The sequence below is a fragment of the Photobacterium sanguinicancri genome, assembly GCF_002265265.1.
Lineage (GTDB): Bacteria > Pseudomonadota > Gammaproteobacteria > Enterobacterales > Vibrionaceae > Photobacterium > Photobacterium sanguinicancri.
This window is the reverse complement of the sequence record NZ_NOIF01000020.1, coordinates 24825-43185: the sequence shown is the minus strand read 5'-3', so window position 1 is coordinate 43185 and position 18361 is coordinate 24825. Positions and strand designations below refer to the sequence as shown.

Here is an 18361-nt window from a genome sequence, read left to right as displayed (position 1 = left end):
CTCTCAACGAGCCGTTATCTTTTTAAATAAACATCAATTTATTGGTTCTGAATGCATTGGCTACAGGTACAGCAGCTATCATCGACTTACCACGTAAATAAATCTTTCACCCAACCACCAGCACCCGGTTCACAACGGGCTTTAAGTTGCCCCTTATTATCCCAGACAGGCAGTGATTGCTCGCCTTGGCAATCAAAACCCAAAGTTCCATTAGGTTGACGGTGGAACTTAGCTGTCGAGATTTTACTCGGCCATGATAAGCGCAATGGCTCTGGTTGACGCGACTTAAGGTAATGACTATACATTCGAAGTGCACCCGATGAACCCGTTAGGTTCACTGGTTTATTATCGTCTCGTCCAACCCATATAGTTACCACTTCACGACCATCGGCACCAACATACCAGCTATCACGGTTTTTATCAGTTGTCCCCGTTTTACCAGCCAAGGCCGCCCAACCAAACTGTGGCTGGAGAAAACGAGCGGTGCCCTGACTAACCACATTCTTCATTCCATAGGTGGTTAACCATGCCGCTTGCTGCGGAACAGCCTGCCTCGCTTTAGGGTAATTTTGGTAAAGTAAAATACCTTGCTGATCCACCACTGAGCGTAATGCGGTTAATTCAGCTTTACGACCACCACTGGTAATACTTTGGAACATCTGAGTGACTTCAAATGGCGTTAGCGTAAACGAACCCAATAAGATCGACGGTAATTTCGGAATTTCATTACGATCTACGCCCAGTTGCTCCATGGTCTTGATCACATCGTTCAAACCAACAGCCATACCAAGGTTCACTGTTGGTACGTTTAACGACTTAGCGAGCGCGTAGTACAGCGGGACTTGCCCACGGAATTTACGATCATAGTTACGCGGCTTCCAATTGTTACCCTTGCTGCCTTTAAGCATGATCGGTTTGTCATCGATGGTGCTGGCTAAGGTATAACGTTCGGGCTGGCGCAGCGCCGCTAAATATACCGCGGGCTTCACTAATGAACCAATTTGACGACTGGCATCTAATGCGCGGTTAAACCCGGCATACCCTGGACGACTACCGCCAATCATGGCACGAACTTCACCGCTGACACGATCCACTGCCACCATCGCAGTTTCTACCTCTACCCCCGCCTTTTTGTTCAGTTGTGGCACCATAGTGCTCACCATTTTTTCCGCTTCTTGTTGCGATAATGGATCTAAAGTACTGAAAACGCGCAAGCCCACACCTGGCGTAAACTTATCGCCAACTTTATCTTTCAGTTCTCGCTGCAGCTGCTGGAAGTATGCAGGCTGACGCGTGGAGATCCGAGCCTTAGACTGCAAGTCTAATGGGCGCGATGCTGCTAGCTCATATTGCTTGCCGTTTAAAATGCCGTTATCCATCATCAAACGCAGCACCAAATCACGGCGTTGACGCGCACGTTCCGGATTACGCCATGGATTGTAATAAGACGGGCCTTTCACTAAACCGACTAACAAGGCTTGCTGATCAATTCTGAGCTCTTGCAACGGTCGGCCAAAATACAAACGCGCACCAAGGGCAAAACCATGGACTTCTTTGCCACCATTCTGACCGAGGTAAATTTCATTCAAGTACGCCTCTAAGATCCGATCTTTGTTGTAACGATAATCTAAGATCAAAGCGATATAGGCTTCGCGCAGCTTACGCCACAAGGTTTTCTCTTGAGATAGAAAGAGGTTCTTCGCTAACTGCTGGGTTAGCGTACTGCCACCTTGTACGGTGCGTCCTGCTTTTATATTGGCAAATAATGCTCGTACAATTGCCAACGGTGAAACACCGTCATGTTGATAAAAATCACGATCTTCGGTCACCAACAAGGCATCTACTAACACTTCAGGGAATTGCTCTCGTGGCAAAAACATCCGCTGCTCACGCCCTGTCGCACCAATCATACCCAGCATTTTAGGTTCAATGCGCACATAGCCCAATTGGCGCTTTGAACCCACTTCATGGATGCTTTGCAATTGGTTTCCATCAAACGTCAGCATCACATGACGCTTGCCTTCAAGCCCATTATCAAACTCAAACGGACGACGGATCACCTCGATACGAGTGGACGATGATGAGTATTCACCAACCCGTTGCGGCGAGCGCACTTTGTGATACTGCAATAAATCCAGCTCACGGCGTACTTCGTCAATTGTGACGGTTTGACCGGGTTCAAGGTTAAGTACCCTGCCATACACGACCGCTGGTAAATTCCATAGCTGACCATCAAATTTATTTTTCACCACGGTATCGAGATAGATCCCGACCATCAGCACCACGGCAAACACCACAATCGTCAGCTTAACGCCAAAGCCAAGCAGCTTGCGCCACCAACTTGATGAAGCTTTTGTTTTTTTACGCGAGTTTTTTTTTCTAGGGCTGCGCTTACCCGTGGCAGTTTTTTTAGCCGGTGCTTTTTTAGGTGCTTTACCGTCAGATTTAGCTGGCGCTTTTCGCTTAGGGCCACTTCGTGGAGCTTGTGCTGCCTCACGAATAGATAACTTCATCATGTTCTTTCAACTTTGGTTTATGCCACGGGTTTAAATTCAGACGCGATTAATCATGATGCTCAAAAGAGCATTAACAGCACGCAGACCTTGTTGTGCGAGTGTTGTTCTCTATAGGTGTCGCTTTATTTTTTTTGTCGGCTCATGATTCGCGGGATCATCTGGCCAAGGATGTTTAGGGTATCGCCCTTTCATTTCTTTTTTCACTTCGTTATACGAACCTTGCCAGAAAGCCGCTAGATCTTGGGTGATCTGTAGCGGACGCTGGGCTGGTGATAACAGTTCAAGCACCACCGAAACCTTGCCATTAGCTAGCTGTGGTGAATGTTTCTCGCCAAACATTTCTTGCAGCTTAACGGCTAATACGGGCTGTTGCCCCACCAAGTAACGGATGGGGTAACGCGAGCCCGTCGGAACTTGATAATGCGTCGGTAGCGCCACGTCTAATGCTTGGGCTTTATCCCAACCTAATCGTGCCGTTAACGCTTGTGCGACATCCAGTTTCGCGAGTGCTTTTAACGTTTTCATTCCATTCATGTACGGCAGCAGCCACATTTCCGCGTCTGCTAATAAACTTTTTTCATCCATGGCTGGTAATGCTAATTCAGGTAACCATTGTGTTGCACAGCGAGCACGTACTAACAAACTGTCAGCCTTTGCGTTCCAATTTAAAACACTCAGCCCTTTTCGCATTACAGCATTCAGTAACGCTTCGCTGGCTTTAGCCGCGTCCGGTTCACCTTGCAGCTGACGCTTCAGTATCAACTTACCGCAGCACCAATGGGTTTCTGCGGTTAGACGCCCTTTTTTATCATCCCAATCAAGCCACTCGCGCTCATAGAATAGATGAGGCAGTAACGAATGTAAGTGATCACTGTCAGCGGATACGGCTGAAAATATACGGCTATCACCTTGACGGGTTTTGATAACATCAACAACCACCAACACATCACTATCTGCCAATGGTTCATCAGGTGACAGCATTGCCCCTTGCCCATTCGATAATTGATAGCGACCATCCCCATTGCGAGATAAAGCAATACGGTCAGGAAACCCAGCCGCCAGTAAAGGCGCCAGCCAATCACGTTCAAGCTGCCACCGAGCCACTTTTTTATTATCTAATTTACTGTAATGCTGTTGGGCACGTTGCAAATACTGAGCGGTACGCGCCAACTTACCACTTTCCAGCAAACTTAATTGAAAGTGTAAATCGGGGTTTTGATTACCACGTGGTGGCTCTTCTAACACCGCCACTAACATTGCAGCGGTTATCATCGCGGCTGGACCATGCTGTTTAGCAAATGCCAAGATTGCCGCATGGCGAGGGTCAGCGCCGAGTTGCTGGATCTGCACGCCTCGCTCTGTGACTTGTAAACGCTCATCAAACGCGCCTAATTGCTGTAACAACCGCTGAGATTGGTGCAAGTTAATCGAGGGAGGAACATCGAGCCAATGTAAATCAGCGGCGTCTTGGCATCCCCATTGCGCTAACTCCATCGCTAATGCGGTTAAATCTGCACGTAATATTTCAGGCTGCGGGGTCGCAGGTTGACGAGATAGCAACTCTTCGCTGTATAAACGCAAGCACACACCCGGCTCTAATCGCCCCGCTCGTCCCGAGCGCTGCTCTGCGGATGATTGCGCGATGCGAACTTTCTCTAATCGGCTGATCCCTGTTTTGGGATCCCAATGAGCTATGCGCTCTAAGCCGGTATCCACCACCAAGCGTACGCCTTCAATGGTTAAACTGGTTTCGGCAATATTGGTGGCAAGTACAACTTTACGCTGTCCTGTTAGGGCAGGCTGAATGGCTTGTTGCTGCTGTTTAGGATTCAGTTGACCAAAGAGTGGGCAGATAACAGTATCCGCCGCCACAGCGGGTATGAGGCGCTCTGCTAAGCGTTTAATTTCACCTGCACCAGGTAAAAACACCAACATTGAACCCGTTTCTTGGTTCAGCAAGCGATGAATTTCACGCTCAACCCCTGCGAGCCAGTCACGATCATCGGCAATTGCATGGTAGCGATATTCAACCGGGAAACAGCGCCCTAGCGATTCGGTATAACTGGCTTGTGGCAATAATTGAGTCAGTGCCTGTTCATCCAGCGTGGCCGACATGACTAACAACTGTAAATCGTCACGTAACGCTTCTTGTACTTCCAGCGCTAATGCTAACGCCGTATCAGCATGAATACTGCGCTCATGAAACTCATCAAAGATCAGTAAACTAATACCAGCTAACTCAGGGTCTTGTTGCAACATACGGGTCATTACCCCTTCGGTTACAATTTCTAACCGTGTTGCTGCACTCACTTTGGTTTCGCCACGTACACGTAAACCAATTGTCTGCCCGACTTTTTCACCCAGCTGCTCCGCGAGGTAAGTCGCAATATTACGGGCCGCCAGCCGACGCGGCTCTAACATGACAATTTTGCCTGTGACTGCCGATGCTTGTAATAGTCTTAATGGCAAACGAGTCGACTTACCTGCACCCGGTGGCGCTTTGAGGATCAATTGTGAGTGCGTGGTCAACTGGCGAAGAAGATCGGGGATAACGGCATCAATAGGCAGCTGTGACAATGTAAAAACCTTGTGTCATGGTTGAATTACGGGGCATGAGCCATCATTGTATGGCACCTACTACAGAGATCAAATGCACGAATAAACCAAATACTGCTTTTTACGCTAGATTTTGATCACACTGAGATAATCAGGATTAAGCTGGCTAGCAAGCTAGAGGTAACCTTGGTGCCTTGACCTATAAAAATAAAAAACAGGAAGCTCAATGAAATTTGCTCAGCCATTACAATCTGCACTGCTCATCAAACGCTACAAACGCTTTTTAGCTGATATAAAGTTGCCTGATGGTGAAATTCGTACTATCCATTGTGCCAACACTGGCGCGATGACAGGTTGTGCAGAACCAGGCAGCACCGTCTGGTTTTCAACATCTGACAATCCGAAACGAAAATACCCCAATAGCTGGGAGCTCACCCAAACATTGGCTGGAGACTGGATCTGTGTAAACACCATTCAAGCGAATAAGTTAGCTGTTGAGGCAATAAACAAGGGCGCTATCACAGAATTACTTGGTTATTCATCACTCAAAACTGAAGTTAAGTATGGTAGCGAAAACAGCAGGATAGATATCCTCTTAGAGGATGACTCTAAACCAGCCTGCTATATTGAAGTAAAGAGCGTGACATTACTGGAAAATGGACAGGGTTATTTCCCAGATGCGGTGACTACTCGTGGGCAAAAGCACCTAAGAGAATTAATGGAAGTCGCACAGAGTGGGCAACGTGCCGTACTTTTTTTCGCTATTTTGCACTCGGGGATTGAAAATGTGGCTGCGGCACACCATATAGACCCGAACTATCACCAATTGATAAAAGAAGCAGAAAAGGCAGGCGTCGAAATTATCAGCTATAAGGCTAACTTGAGCCAGCATGATATCGAATTGCATACTTGTATAGAATTTAGTCATCCGTCGTGAAAAATGATGCTTTCTTCACAATGGTATAAAATTGAATATATGCAGCAATTGCCACCAATACACCTTTCTGCTATAGATACCGCCCAAAATTAACCAGTGACGGTTATTAGGTATATTAGGAGACGCTATATGCCAGAGAGCAACGTTAAAAAATCGCTAGGCATCCTGGCTATTGCTGGGGTTGAGCCATACCAGGAAAAAGCTGGTGAAGAATACATGGGTGAAGCGCAACTAAAGCACTTCACAGTCATTCTTGAGTCGTGGCGTAACCAGCTTCGTGAAGAAGTTGATCGTACTGTGAATCACATGCAGGACGAAGCAGCAAACTTCCCGGATCCTGTTGACCGTGCAGCTCAAGAAGAAGAGTTCAGTCTTGAGCTTCGTAACCGTGACCGCGAACGTAAACTGATCAAAAAGATCGAGAAAACGCTTCAACGTATCGAAGATGATGATTTTGGTTTCTGTGATTCTTGCGGCATCGAGATTGGCATCCGCCGTCTTGAAGCTCGCCCAACAGCTGATCTTTGTATCGACTGTAAGACATTGGCAGAAATCAAAGAAAAACAGATGGCTGGCTAATACTTACGTATTTCAACCACTGTGAAGAGGGAGCGTTAGCTCCCTCTTTCATTTATAACCATTCGAACATTCAATACCGCCCATATCGATCTGAATAAGTATGTGATTGATTTTCTTTGCTTATCCCTATGTGAGTAGGTGATTTTTAAGAAAATGATCAGATAGTTGTTCATTTAGGTATAACGACTTTGGTAACCCCAAGTAACGCATGATAAGTACAACACAAGGCTATGTAGGACGTTTTGCGCCCTCCCCGTCAGGACCTTTGCACTTTGGCTCTCTAATCGCAGCCCTTGGTAGCTATTTACAAGCAAAATCTCAACAAGGGAAATGGTTAGTTCGCATGGAGGATCTTGATCCCCCACGCGAAATGCCCGGTGCTGCTGATGATATCCTCCGTACTCTTGAAGCCTATGGCTTACATTGGGATGGCGATGTGATGTATCAAAGCCAACGCCATGATGCTTATCAAGCCCAGATTGATCAGTGGTTAAGCGAACAACACGCTTATTACTGCCAATGTACGCGTAAGCAAATCAAAGAAGCGGGTGGTTTTTATCCTGGCACATGCCGTGACTTGCACTTGTCAGCTCAAGGATGCGCAGTTCGCTTAAAAGTGAATGCGCCAATCACTGAGTTTGATGACTTATTACATGGTCGTATCGAGATCCCACTCTCGCTGGCGCAAGAAGACTTCATTATCCACCGTCGCGACGGGTTATTTGCTTATAACCTCGCGGTCGTGCTTGATGATATCGAACAAGGCGTTACCGAAGTGGTTCGAGGTGCCGATTTAATTGAACCGACAGGCCGACAAATTGGTCTTTATCGTCAATTAAATCAGCCGGAAGTACGCTACTTGCACTTACCATTGGCAGTCACCGAGAATGGCAATAAGCTATCGAAACAAAATCATGCGCCCGCCATTGATAAACAACAGCCCAAGCCAGCCTTATTGGCTGCAATGCGCTTCTTGGCGATGACACCACCCGAGGCACTCGGCCAAGCAAGCTTAGCTGAAATCCTCAATTGGGGTGTCCAGAACTGGCAACATAATACATTGCCAAAGTCGACCGCTATCACACTAGCATTCAAAAATGGCGTGCTGTGATATATGATATGCGGCTGTTTGTTGAATCCGATGCACGAAAATGGGGTGTATTATCTTTAATCGAGTCGCCAGCTTTTGCCGTAAGGTATTGAATATTGAGAACAGTACTCGCACTACCGAGGACCTAACCTTGCAAATTATTCCACGCCAAGAGCACGGTATTTCACGTCGAGACATCAGCGAAAATGCGCTGAAAGTACTATATCGCTTAAATAAGGCAGGCTTTGATGCTTATCTTGTTGGCGGTGGTGTACGTGATATTTTACTTGGCAAACAACCCAAAGATTTCGATATCGCGACCAATGCAACGCCTGAAGAGATCAAAGATCTGTTCCGTAACTGCCGCCTAATTGGCCGCCGTTTCCGTTTGGCGCATATTTTATTTGGCCGTGATGTTATCGAAGTCGCTACCTTCCGTGGTCACCACGAAGATGCAAAACCCGCCCCACAAGCAGGTAATAATAAGAAGCAACAACCCGTTTCTGCGCAAAATCAGGAAGGGATGTTACTACGCGATAATGTGTACGGTTCAATTGATGAAGATGCCGAGCGCCGTGACTTCACGGTCAATGCGCTTTACTACAACATTGATGATTACTCGATCAGCGATTACACCAACGGTGTACAAGATCTTGAAGACCGCATCATTCGCTTAATTGGCGATCCAGAAACGCGTTACCGTGAAGACCCAGTACGTATGTTACGTGCGGCACGCTTCGCTGCGAAATTGGATATGACCATTGAAGAGCGTACTGCGGCTCCGATTAAAGAGTTGTCGACACTATTACGTGATATTCCCGCGGCACGTCTGTTTGAAGAAAGCTTAAAGCTACTGCAATCAGGCCAAGGTTTTGCAACTTACGAGTTGCTGCGTGAATACAATCTATTCCAGCAGCTGTTTCCTATCCAAAGTGAACACTTCACTGAAGATAAAAACAGCGACACTGAAAAGATGATTGCATACATTTTGAAGGCAACTGACAAACGTATCGCTAAAGATATGCGCGTTAATCCAGCCTTCATGTACGCAGCTATGCTGTGGTACCCAATGACCACACGCGCAGAAGAGATTTCGATCACTAGCGGGTTATCGTACTACGATGCCTTCATGGTTGCTGCGAATGACATTCTGGATGAGCAGGTGAAAACCATCGCAATTCCACGTCGTCATACCACAACTGTGCGTGATATTTGGCAGCAACAACTGCGCTTTACCCGTCGCACGGGCAAGCGTGCATTCAAGGCAATGGAACATCCAAAATTCCGTGCTGCTTACGATTTCCTAGAAATGCGTAGCAACTTTGAAGGCGATGACGTTCGTGAATTGGCGCAGTGGTGGAATGACTTCCAACACGGTGACAACACCAACCGTAATAAGATGGTGCAACAAATTAACGATGGCAGCGGCAGCCGCCGTCCACGCCGTCGTAAACCGCAGCAACGTCGTCGTAAGCCACAAGCCAAACCGTCATGATTCGCGCGTATATTGCTGTTGGCAGCAATCTCAGTGAACCTGTTGCCCAAGCAAAAAGCGCGATTGAAATCTTAAAGCAGCAGCCTGATATTCAGGTTGTTGCTGCTTCATCGCTTTACAGCAGCACACCAATGGGGCCACAAAATCAGCCCGATTACATCAATGCTGTTGTTGCAATTGATACCACATTATCACCATTGTCCTTACTCGATCGCACGCAAGCTATCGAGTTAGAACATGGCCGAGTGCGTAAAGATGAACGTTGGGGTCCGCGAACACTGGATCTCGATATCATCTTGTACGGTGATCTAGAACATCACTGTGAACGGTTAACCGTTCCACACTATGGAATGAAAGTACGTGAATTCGTGCTTTATCCACTAGCTGAAATAGCCCCTGATTTGGTACTACCTGATCAATCAGCGTTGCAAACACTGCTGGCTGACGTAGACCGTAATGGTTTGTCCATCTGGACTGACTAACCCGCAGGGGAAGAGGGAGAGACAATGAAAAAGGTAACAATTAATGACCTGATGAAATGGAAGCAAGAAGGTCGTAAGTTTGCATCTGTCACCGCATACGATGCGAGTTTTGCTCAACTATTTGAGCAACAAGAAATGCCAGTCATGCTTGTCGGTGACTCGTTAGGCATGGTTTTACAAGGTAAACCCGATACGCTACCTGTCAGCGTTGCTGATATTGCTTACCACACGCGCTGTGTACGCGCTGGTAGCCCAAATGCTCTACTAATGGCTGATATGCCATTTATGAGTTATAGCACCCCAGAGCAAGCTTGCGAGAGCGCTGCTGAGTTGATGCGTGCTGGTGCGAACATGGTAAAATTAGAAGGCGGTGCTTGGCTTGCTGAAACCGTAACTAAATTGACCGAGCGCGCAGTTCCTGTTTGTGCCCACCTTGGCCTGACACCACAGTCGGTCAATATTTTTGGTGGTTATAAAGTACAAGGACGTGACTCCGACCACGCTGAGCAGATGGTAAAAGATGCTATTCTGCTGAAAAATGCAGGTGCTCAGATCATCTTACTTGAGTGTGTGCCAGCAAGTCTTGCCGAGCGCATCACGAAAGCAGTTGAAGTACCCGTTATTGGTATTGGTGCTGGCAACGCAACTGATGGTCAAATCTTGGTAATGCACGACATGTTCGGCATTTCCGCTAATTACATTCCGCGTTTTTCTAAGAACTATCTGACAGAAACCGGTGAAATGCGTGCAGCTGTAACTCGCTACATTGAAGAGGTTGCAGCAGGGACTTTCCCTGGTCCTGAGCATACTTTTGAGTAAGGAATAACAATGCAGACATTCGATGAGATTAGTCCAATTAGAGAACAAGTACGTACATGGCGTCGTGAAGGTCGTCGTATTGCGTTTGTTCCCACCATGGGCAATCTGCATGAAGGCCACCTGACTCTAGTTCGCAAAGCACGTGAACATGCTGATGTGGTTGTGGTAAGCATTTTTGTTAACCCTATGCAGTTTGATAAAGCAGACGACCTTAACAACTACCCACGCACCTTAGATGAGGATCTCGCTAAGCTGAATGGTGAAGGGGTTGATCTGGTTTTCACACCAACACCGGATGTTATTTACCCACAAGGCCTGGATCGCCAAACGTCTGTGGATGTACCTGGATTATCACAAATGCTCGAGGGCGCACTACGCCCAGGTCACTTCCGTGGCGTATCAACCGTAGTGACCAAGCTCTTTAACATAGTACAGCCTGACGTTGCCTGTTTTGGTGAAAAAGATTACCAACAACTAGCACTTATCCGTCAAATGGCAGAAGACATGGCAATGGACATCGAAGTCATTGGCGTACCAACCGTACGTGAAATGGATGGCCTTGCATTAAGTTCTCGTAATGGGTACTTAACCGTTGATGAACGTCAACGCGCTCCTGTACTGGCTCGTACCATGCGTTGGATCAGCAGCCAAATGCGTGGTGGCCGTACTGATTACTCTGAGTTAGTGGTTGATGCGAACGATCAACTTCGTGCCGCAGGCCTACAGCCAGATGAAAGCTACATCCGTGATGCAGCGACATTACAGCCCGTTGGCGACGAGACTAAGCAAGCTGTTATCCTGATGTCTGCACATCTGGGTAAAGCACGCTTGATCGACAACCAAGTGGTTGAGCTAACACCAGTTGCACCTGTTGCGGCACCAGAAGTAGCTGAGTAACACCTATCCTGAGTTTCGAGTTCTACTTATGTAAAACTCAAGCCAATAAAAAGCCCGCTTATCCTCCCCTTAACAAAAGGTGGATAAGCGGGCTTTTTTATTCAACTCTCGATAAATACAAGCTAGCCGTTAAGAACGTAAACCAATACCGCGAGAAATCAGATAGTAAGCAAAAGCGTATAAGCCTAAGATAAACGCCGCTAATACCGCAAATGATGTGCCTATCCCAACATCTGAAACCCCCAAGAAACCGTAACGGAAGGCGTTAACCATATAAACAATAGGGTTAAGTTTTGACACTCCTTGCCAGAACTCAGGCAACAAACTGATCGAGTAAAACACACCGCCTAAATACGTTAATGGCGTCAGAATAAACGTAGGAATAATACTGATATCATCGAAGGTGCGTGCATACACGGCATTGATCAAACCACCGAGCGAAAAAACAATCGAGGTCAGAAGCACAGTGGCGATGATCACCCAAAGGTGAGCAATTTGCAGATCAACAAAAAACAGTGAAACAATCGTCACGATAAAGCCAACACCGATCCCACGTAGTACACCACCGCCAACATACCCTGCAATGATGATGTAGTTAGGTACAGGAGCAACCAATAACTCTTCAATGTTATGCTGGAATTTAGCACTAAAGAACGATGAGGCAACATTAGAATACGAGTTAGTGATCACCGACATCATGATCAAACCCGGCACTATATATTCCATGTAACTAAAGCCATTCATTTCACCGATACGGCTGCCTATCAGACTACCAAAAATGATGAAATATAATGTCATTGTAATTGCGGGCGGTACCAAGGTTTGCACCCAAATACGGGCAAAGCGACTCACTTCTTTGCTAATCAAACTTTTAAAAGCGATCCAGTATTGGTGTCTCATGATTGCTTCCCTTGTTTTTCACTTTGTGCGACTAAGGTGACAAACAACTCTTCTAAACGGTTGGCCTTATTACGCATTGATAGAACATCAATACCTTGGGTTGTGAGTTGAGTAAAGATACTGTTGAGCCCCATTCCCTTTTGAATATCAATCTCTAAAGTATGGTTATCCGGCATACGCCACTTCACATCACCGAGTTCGGGCTTATTTCCATTCAAATTAACATCTAAAATGAAGGTCTCCACTTCGAGCTTACTCAGTAAGTCTTTCATACTGGTATTTTCGACTAACTCACCATGATTAATGATGCCGATATTACGACACAGCATTTCTGCTTCTTCGAGATAGTGAGTCGTGAGGATGATCGTTACCCCTTCTTCGTTGATCTTACGAAGAAATGCCCACATCGAGCGACGAAGTTCAATATCAACACCAGCTGTCGGCTCATCAAGAATCAACAGTTTAGGCTCGTGCACCAAAGCTCGGGCAATCATTAAGCGACGTTTCATACCACCAGAAAGGTTACGCGCACGCTCATGACGTTTTTCCCACAAATCGAGTTGAGTCAGGTACTTCTTAGTACGCTCTTTCGCTAAATCACGCTCAACACCGTAGTAACCCGCCTGATTTATGATGATCTGCTCAACCGTTTCAAACTGGTTAAAGTTGAACTCTTGCGGCACTAAACCGAGGTGATTTTTAGCTTCCACCACTTCACGATCTAAATCATAGCCAAAGACCTTTACGTCACCTGAAGTCTTATTCACCAATGAACTAATGATGCCTATCGTTGTCGATTTACCAGCACCATTGGGACCAAGCAAAGCAAAAAAATCGCCAGCTTCGACATTAAGGCTCATATTTTTCAATGCCTTAACGCCACCTTTGTAAGTTTTGTTTACATTTTTTATTTCTAAAGCGTTCATCTAATGCGCTCTTTGTGTTAAAAAATTACAACATTTGCTCGTCGCAGCAGCTGATAGAATTATAAATAAAAACTAACGGCTTTAGCTAACTACTCCGATTTGCTAACAGTCAAGTACGTGTATAGTAGGGAATGTATCAAAGAAGGCACAATCATGGCAGATATTAAGCAATTATTCGCAAACAACCTCTCTTGGTCTGAAAATATCAAGGATGAAACTCCCGAGTTCTTTACCCACTTAGCAAAATCACAACATCCAGAATACCTTTGGATTGGCTGCTCTGACAGCCGTGTTCCTGCCGAGCGACTTACTGGCCTCGATTCAGGTGAGTTATTCGTTCACCGTAATGTTGCCAACCAAGTGATTCATACTGACTTAAATTGTCTTTCTGTAGTGCAATACGCAGTCGACGTACTGAAAGTCCGCCATATCATTATATGTGGTCACTACGGTTGTGGTGGTGTTACAGCTGCGATTGAAAACCCACAATTAGGTTTAATCAACAACTGGCTACTGCATATTCGCGATCTGTATTTAAAGCACCGTTCTGATATTGGTGCGTTACCACGTGAAGAGCGTGACAACAAACTGTGCGAGATCAATGTGGCATCACAGGTGTATAACCTGGGTAACTCCACCATCATGCAACAAGCTTGGGAACGTGGTCAAAAAGTGAAAATTCACGGCTGGATCTACGGTATTAACAATGGTGTTTTACGTGATTTAGGCATGACATCCACTAGCCGCGAATCATTGGAAGTCAATTACCAAGCAGCAATGTCATCTATCCTTCCAAGTAGTGAAGTGTAAGATAATGACGATTCAAAGCCATTAAATACGGCTTTGAATAAAACAAGACAAACAAAAAAAGCGACCTATGGTCGCTTTTTTTCACTAGATATCAGGATTAACCTTCTAGTGGAACCACTTTACCAATGAAGGGTAAGTGGCGGTATTTTTGCGCGTAGTCGATGCCTACGCCAACAACAAACTCATCTGGAATCGTAAAACCAAACCAGTCAACGTTCACGTGTACTTCACGGCGCTCTGGCTTATCAAGCAAGGTACAAATACGGATTGAGTTTGGTTCACGAATAGATAGGATTTCGCAAACTTTACTTAGGGTATTACCTGTATCGATAATATCTTCAACCAGCAAAACATCTTTGCCTTTAATATCATCGTCTAAGTCTTTCAGGATGCGTACATCACGCGTACTTTCCATCGTATTGCCGTAACTAGAAGCAGTCATGAAATCAACTTCGTGCGGTAGATCGATAGCACGCGCTAAGTCAGCCATGAAAACAAATGAGCCACGTAGTAAACCGACCATGACTAAATCTTCTGACCCTTTATAGTGCTCGGTAATTTGCTTTCCTAGCTCTTTAACACGTGCCTGAACATCCTGCTCAGAAATCATTACTTCAACTGTATGCTTCATCTTTCTCTCCATCAGTACGACTGCAAGCTAAGCCGCCTGTAGGTAACCATCACAAAGGAATGCATTGTACCACTCCTTCGACGCAAACGTTATTTTATCAATAGTGTCAATTATACGACACACTTAGGCTAAAACTCGTTTGAACCCCTTAAGTTGCTCCTGTACAGTTATTGAACAAAAGAAATAAATAATCTTTATAAATACTTAGGCTAGGGATTTAAGCGAATATGGATACCATCACTAAAAAAACGCGTACACGTTTATCACCAGAAAAGCGCAAACAACAACTTCTTGACTATGCGCTAGACGTTTTCGCTCGACGTGGTATTGGCCGTGCGGGTCATGCCGATATCGCAGAAATGGCCAATGTTTCTGTCGCGACTGTTTTCAATTACTTTCCAACTCGCGAAGCACTGGTTGAAGAAGTCCTGTCGCAAGTCGAAAATCATTTTAACCTGCTGCTAAACCAGTGTCTCGGTGAGCCAGATAAAACCTTATCTGCACGTTTAACCTGTATCAGTCATAACTTAATCGATGCTGTGATCGACCAAAAAGATTGGATCAAAGTATGGTTTGAGTGGAGTACTTCCGTACGTGACGACATCTGGCCACATTTCATCACAGGTAATAAAAACAGCCTGAAACAAATCACTGAAATGTTTGCTGAAGCCATTGAGAGTGGTGAAATCACCGCAGATCGCGATCCTAAACAGCTTGGTGGCCTGCTTCATGGCATTTGTTACGTACTTTACCTTCATACCAACCTGCACCCAGATCAGGCGCAGATGCGTGAGCAAGCTGAGCAATATCTCGCTAATATTTACCACAAAGCATAAGCTGCTGAGTGACTTAGCTAAAATGCAAAAAGCCGATACTTAATCGTATCGGCTTTTCTTTACCGCATTATTGGCGCATCAACAGCCTGCGCAATATGATTCGCTGATCTCGCTATGCCGTCGCGGCAAACAAGACAGGCTCATGAGGCTCAACTCTTAACGATACCTTCTCACCCACTTGCAGTAATAAATTAGAATTCACCACCAAGCGATGACCTTGCAGATCAACGGTGTAGCGACAGCTGTCACCCATGAATTGCTGCTCGATGATCACACACTCTCCACTCTCATCAGGTTTAACCTTCAGGTTTTGCGGACGCAGTAACCATTCAACATTACTTTCATTGCAATAAGGGTGGCTGGCGGCTAAGGCAACTTCACCTAATGGCGTTGCCAGATGATCTTGTTGCACCTTGGCCGGTAAATATGAGCTGCTACCCAAGAATTCAGCGACAAAACGGCTACTTGGACGGTAATACAGCTCAGTCGATGTACCAAATTGCTCAATAACACCGTTGTTCATCACTGCCATACGATCTGCAAATGCAAAAGCTTCTTCTCGACTATGGGTAACAAAGATCGCAGTTACACCCTGCTTTTTGAAAATACGGCGAATGTCCTTGATCAGCCCATGGCGAACTTGGGTATCAATATTCGAAAACGGTTCATCCAATAAAATTAAATCCGGCTCACAGGCCAAAGCACGTGCAATTGCCACACGCTGTTGCTGACCACCCGATAACTGATGAGGGTAACGAGCATCAAGTCCAGTAAGGTGTACCAGCTCCAGCATGTCGTTGATTTTATTAACAACGCGGGTTTTATCCCAATCACGTAAACCAAAGGCTATATTTTCGGCTACCGTCAGGTGGGGAAATAAGGCGTAATCTTGGAAGATCATACCGATATTGCGCTTTTCTGGCGGTAGCCAAGTGGTCGTATCCGCTACGGTTCTACCTTGGATATGCATAGTGCCAGAGTCTAATGGTAATAGACCTGCAATGGCTTTAAGCAAGGTTGTTTTACCACAGCCACTCGCACCTAATAGACAAACAATCTCGTTCTGCTCTACCGGTAGAGAAAGGTTCTTCAATACCGCTTGGCCGTTATAACGGCATGTCAGGTCTTGGACAGATAATGCATAACTCATCAGTGCTTTTGCTCCAAAGAACGGTTAACCATCACCAGAGGGATCAAGCCAACAACAACCAATAAAATTGCAGGTAAAGCGGCTAATTCAAGCTGCTCATCAGAAGCAAAGTTAAATACATAAGTTGCTAAGGTTTCAAAATTAAACGGGCGTAATAGCAAGGCAGCGTTCAGTTCTTTCATTGACTCAATGAACACCAGCAAACCTGCAATCAAACAACCACGACGGATCAACGGCAAGTGTACTCGGCGTAGCATGGCTGTCGAGGCATAGCCCATGGTTTTCGATGCCATGTCCAACGACGGTGGGATCTTCGATAGACTACTTTCAATACTGCCGATTGCCACAGCGGCAAATCGCACCACAAAAGCAAATATAATCGCCACCATAGTGCCAGAGAAAATTAACCCCGGACGACCAAGCCCCCAATCACGAGCGAAATCATTCACCAAATGATCCGCAGACGTTAGCGGGATCATCACTCCAATAGCTAAAACTGTCCCTGGAACCGCATAGCCCAATGACGATAATCGCATTGGAATCGCCGTCTTTGAGCGACCGTCTAAGCGACAATAAAAGTTCACAACTAGTGCTAAACCCACCGCGATCACTGCAGCAACAATGGAAACAAACAAACTATTGATGCTGTATTGCTGAAACTCTGTGGTCCAACTTTCTGCAAAATAATGGAATGCATAATAGCCAAGTTGAAGGATCGGGAAGATAAACGCTAAGCTGACCAAGCCCCAACACCAGATCACAGCAAACCACTTTTTAGCACCGCTTAAGGTATAACGAACATCATCACCATGTTCAAATTGCTGCTGAAATAACTTTTGTTTTCGACGGCTAAAGCGCTCCGCACTGATCAATAAAAAGATCACCACCAGCATAATGGCTGAAATCTTAGCTGCCGCATTCAAGTTGGAATACCCCAGCCAAGTGTCATACACCGCCGTAGTTAAGGTATTCACCGCAAAATAACTCACGGTGCCAAAGTCACCCAAGGTTTCCATCGCGACCAACGACATACCGACCGCTATAGAAGGGCGCGCCAACGGCAGTGAAATACGACGAAAGCTTTCCCATGGCGAACAACGTAATAGGCGAGCTGACTGCAATAAGCTGACACTTTGCTCCATAAAAGCAGCACGTGCTAATAAGTAGATATAAGGGTAAAGCACAAGCGCAAGTACTAAACAGGCGCCGCCTAAACTGCGAATATCAGGAAACCAATAATCATGAACAGACTGCCAGCCAAAGGTATCACGGAGGAAAATTTGAATAGGACCCGCATAGTCAAACCAGTCGGTATAGATATAACCAACAATATAACCGGGCATGGCCAATGGCAGCACGAGCGACCACTGCAGTACTTTTTCACCTGGTATACGGCACATCGCCATGATCCAAGCCGAAGGAAGACCAAACAACAAAGCAAGCAATAACGTACCTACCACCAACCAGAAAGTATTGGCCGTATAAGTACCCATTACGGTATTCATCAGGTGAGCGAACACGTCATCGCTTTCACCCATAGCGGTCACGAAGATCGCCAAAATAGGCAAAACCAGCAGCAGGGAAAGCCCCCAACTACTGGTTCGCCAGAATATATATTTATCTTTCATTGCCAACTACTTAGCACATCTCAATCAGACAGTTTAATTAACTCACTTGGTTTAACGTATGATCCCTCATTCGTCTATGTAGCACGCTACCATAGCTGATTAGAAATAA

General features: G+C 45.8%; 16 protein-coding genes. 9 read left to right on the top strand and 7 right to left on the bottom strand.

Going from position 1 to position 18361, the window contains the following annotated elements:
- Positions 1–86 precede the first annotated feature (86 nt).
- Both mrcB and hrpB read right to left on the bottom strand, forming a co-directional pair.
- Positions 87–2516, bottom strand: a complete 2430-nt coding sequence (gene mrcB, locus ASV53_RS05415; RefSeq protein ID WP_094956349.1) for a penicillin-binding protein 1B — start codon at positions 2514–2516, stop codon at positions 87–89.
- 108 nt (positions 2517–2624) lie between these two features.
- Positions 2625–5093, bottom strand: coding sequence for an ATP-dependent helicase HrpB (gene hrpB / locus ASV53_RS05410; RefSeq protein WP_094956348.1), 2469 nt, complete (start codon positions 5091–5093; stop codon positions 2625–2627).
- A gap of 205 nt (positions 5094–5298) precedes the next feature.
- Here hrpB and sfsA point away from each other — a divergent pair, with 205 nt between their 5' ends.
- From sfsA to panC, 7 genes are all read left to right on the top strand, one after another.
- On the top strand, positions 5299–6009 hold the full coding sequence (gene sfsA / locus ASV53_RS05405; RefSeq protein WP_062689717.1) for a DNA/RNA nuclease SfsA: 711 nt from the start codon (positions 5299–5301) through the stop codon (positions 6007–6009).
- A 129-nt stretch (positions 6010–6138) separates the two neighbouring features.
- Positions 6139–6588, top strand: coding sequence for an RNA polymerase-binding protein DksA (dksA, locus tag ASV53_RS05400; RefSeq protein ID WP_094956347.1), 450 nt, complete (start codon positions 6139–6141; stop codon positions 6586–6588).
- A gap of 208 nt (positions 6589–6796) precedes the next feature.
- Positions 6797–7699 carry a tRNA glutamyl-Q(34) synthetase GluQRS gene (gene gluQRS, locus ASV53_RS05395; protein ID WP_062689713.1) on the top strand — a complete coding sequence of 301 codons (903 nt, stop codon included), beginning with the start codon at positions 6797–6799 and terminating at the stop codon, positions 7697–7699.
- A gap of 40 nt (positions 7700–7739) precedes the next feature.
- Complete coding sequence (gene pcnB, locus ASV53_RS05390; RefSeq protein ID WP_083540875.1) at positions 7740–9173, top strand: polynucleotide adenylyltransferase PcnB; 1434 nt, start codon at positions 7740–7742, stop codon at positions 9171–9173.
- Entirely contained in the window at positions 9170–9655 is a 486-nt protein-coding gene (gene folK, locus ASV53_RS05385) for a 2-amino-4-hydroxy-6-hydroxymethyldihydropteridine diphosphokinase (RefSeq protein ID WP_062689711.1), read from the top strand. The genes pcnB and folK overlap by 4 nt, the downstream gene beginning before the upstream one ends.
- Positions 9656–9679: 24 nt before the next feature.
- Entirely contained in the window at positions 9680–10474 is a 795-nt protein-coding gene (gene panB, locus ASV53_RS05380; protein WP_062689709.1) for a 3-methyl-2-oxobutanoate hydroxymethyltransferase, read from the top strand.
- A gap of 9 nt (positions 10475–10483) precedes the next feature.
- Entirely contained in the window at positions 10484–11371 is an 888-nt protein-coding gene (gene panC / locus ASV53_RS05375) for a pantoate--beta-alanine ligase (RefSeq protein WP_094956346.1), read from the top strand.
- A gap of 129 nt (positions 11372–11500) precedes the next feature.
- On the opposite strand, the gene ASV53_RS05370 is transcribed toward panC, so the two are convergent.
- Together ASV53_RS05370 and ASV53_RS05365 are read right to left on the bottom strand one after the other, a co-directional pair.
- Complete coding sequence (locus ASV53_RS05370) at positions 11501–12271, bottom strand: ABC transporter permease (RefSeq protein ID WP_062689705.1); 771 nt, start codon at positions 12269–12271, stop codon at positions 11501–11503.
- Positions 12268–13197 (bottom strand): ABC transporter ATP-binding protein, encoded by a 930-nt coding sequence (locus tag ASV53_RS05365; protein ID WP_094956345.1) that lies wholly within the window; start codon positions 13195–13197, stop codon positions 12268–12270. The genes ASV53_RS05370 and ASV53_RS05365 overlap by 4 nt, the downstream gene beginning before the upstream one ends.
- A gap of 153 nt (positions 13198–13350) precedes the next feature.
- On the opposite strand from ASV53_RS05365, the gene can reads away from it, so the two are divergent.
- Complete coding sequence (can, locus tag ASV53_RS05360) at positions 13351–14007, top strand: carbonate dehydratase (RefSeq protein ID WP_062689703.1); 657 nt, start codon at positions 13351–13353, stop codon at positions 14005–14007.
- A gap of 97 nt (positions 14008–14104) precedes the next feature.
- On the opposite strand, the gene hpt is transcribed toward can, so the two are convergent.
- Positions 14105–14638 carry a hypoxanthine phosphoribosyltransferase gene (gene hpt / locus ASV53_RS05355; RefSeq protein WP_062689701.1) on the bottom strand — a complete coding sequence of 178 codons (534 nt, stop codon included), beginning with the start codon at positions 14636–14638 and terminating at the stop codon, positions 14105–14107.
- 227 nt (positions 14639–14865) lie between these two features.
- On the opposite strand from hpt, the gene ASV53_RS05350 reads away from it, so the two are divergent.
- A complete protein-coding gene (locus tag ASV53_RS05350) occupies positions 14866–15474 on the top strand; it encodes a TetR/AcrR family transcriptional regulator (protein WP_062689699.1) in 609 nt (202 codons plus the stop codon).
- 112 nt (positions 15475–15586) lie between these two features.
- Here the strand turns inward: ASV53_RS05350 and ASV53_RS05345 are convergent, their stop codons facing one another.
- Together ASV53_RS05345 and ASV53_RS05340 are read right to left on the bottom strand one after the other, a co-directional pair.
- Positions 15587–16624 (bottom strand): ABC transporter ATP-binding protein, encoded by a 1038-nt coding sequence (locus ASV53_RS05345; RefSeq protein WP_062689698.1) that lies wholly within the window; start codon positions 16622–16624, stop codon positions 15587–15589.
- On the bottom strand, positions 16624–18252 hold the full coding sequence (locus ASV53_RS05340) for an ABC transporter permease (RefSeq protein WP_094956344.1): 1629 nt from the start codon (positions 18250–18252) through the stop codon (positions 16624–16626). Before ASV53_RS05340 ends, ASV53_RS05345 begins: the two co-directional genes overlap by 1 nt.
- Between the last annotated feature and the right edge of the window lie 109 nt (positions 18253–18361).

Coding starts and splice junctions, on each gene's coding strand:
- ASV53_RS05345 (WP_062689698.1), bottom strand. CDS start 16,624: ATGAGTTATGCATTATCTGTCCAAGACCTGACATGCCGTTATAACGGC.
- can (WP_062689703.1), top strand. CDS start 13,351: ATGGCAGATATTAAGCAATTATTCGCAAACAACCTCTCTTGGTCTGAA.
- folK (WP_062689711.1), top strand. CDS start 9,170: ATGATTCGCGCGTATATTGCTGTTGGCAGCAATCTCAGTGAACCTGTT.
- hpt (WP_062689701.1), bottom strand. CDS start 14,638: ATGAAGCATACAGTTGAAGTAATGATTTCTGAGCAGGATGTTCAGGCA.
- dksA (WP_094956347.1), top strand. CDS start 6,139: ATGCCAGAGAGCAACGTTAAAAAATCGCTAGGCATCCTGGCTATTGCT.
- panB (WP_062689709.1), top strand. CDS start 9,680: ATGAAAAAGGTAACAATTAATGACCTGATGAAATGGAAGCAAGAAGGT.
- mrcB (WP_094956349.1), bottom strand. CDS start 2,516: ATGATGAAGTTATCTATTCGTGAGGCAGCACAAGCTCCACGAAGTGGC.
- ASV53_RS05340 (WP_094956344.1), bottom strand. CDS start 18,252: ATGAAAGATAAATATATATTCTGGCGAACCAGTAGTTGGGGGCTTTCC.
- sfsA (WP_062689717.1), top strand. CDS start 5,299: ATGAAATTTGCTCAGCCATTACAATCTGCACTGCTCATCAAACGCTAC.
- panC (WP_094956346.1), top strand. CDS start 10,484: ATGCAGACATTCGATGAGATTAGTCCAATTAGAGAACAAGTACGTACA.
- ASV53_RS05370 (WP_062689705.1), bottom strand. CDS start 12,271: ATGAGACACCAATACTGGATCGCTTTTAAAAGTTTGATTAGCAAAGAA.
- pcnB (WP_083540875.1), top strand. CDS start 7,740: ATGGGGTGTATTATCTTTAATCGAGTCGCCAGCTTTTGCCGTAAGGTA.
- ASV53_RS05365 (WP_094956345.1), bottom strand. CDS start 13,197: ATGAACGCTTTAGAAATAAAAAATGTAAACAAAACTTACAAAGGTGGC.
- ASV53_RS05350 (WP_062689699.1), top strand. CDS start 14,866: ATGGATACCATCACTAAAAAAACGCGTACACGTTTATCACCAGAAAAG.
- gluQRS (WP_062689713.1), top strand. CDS start 6,797: ATGATAAGTACAACACAAGGCTATGTAGGACGTTTTGCGCCCTCCCCG.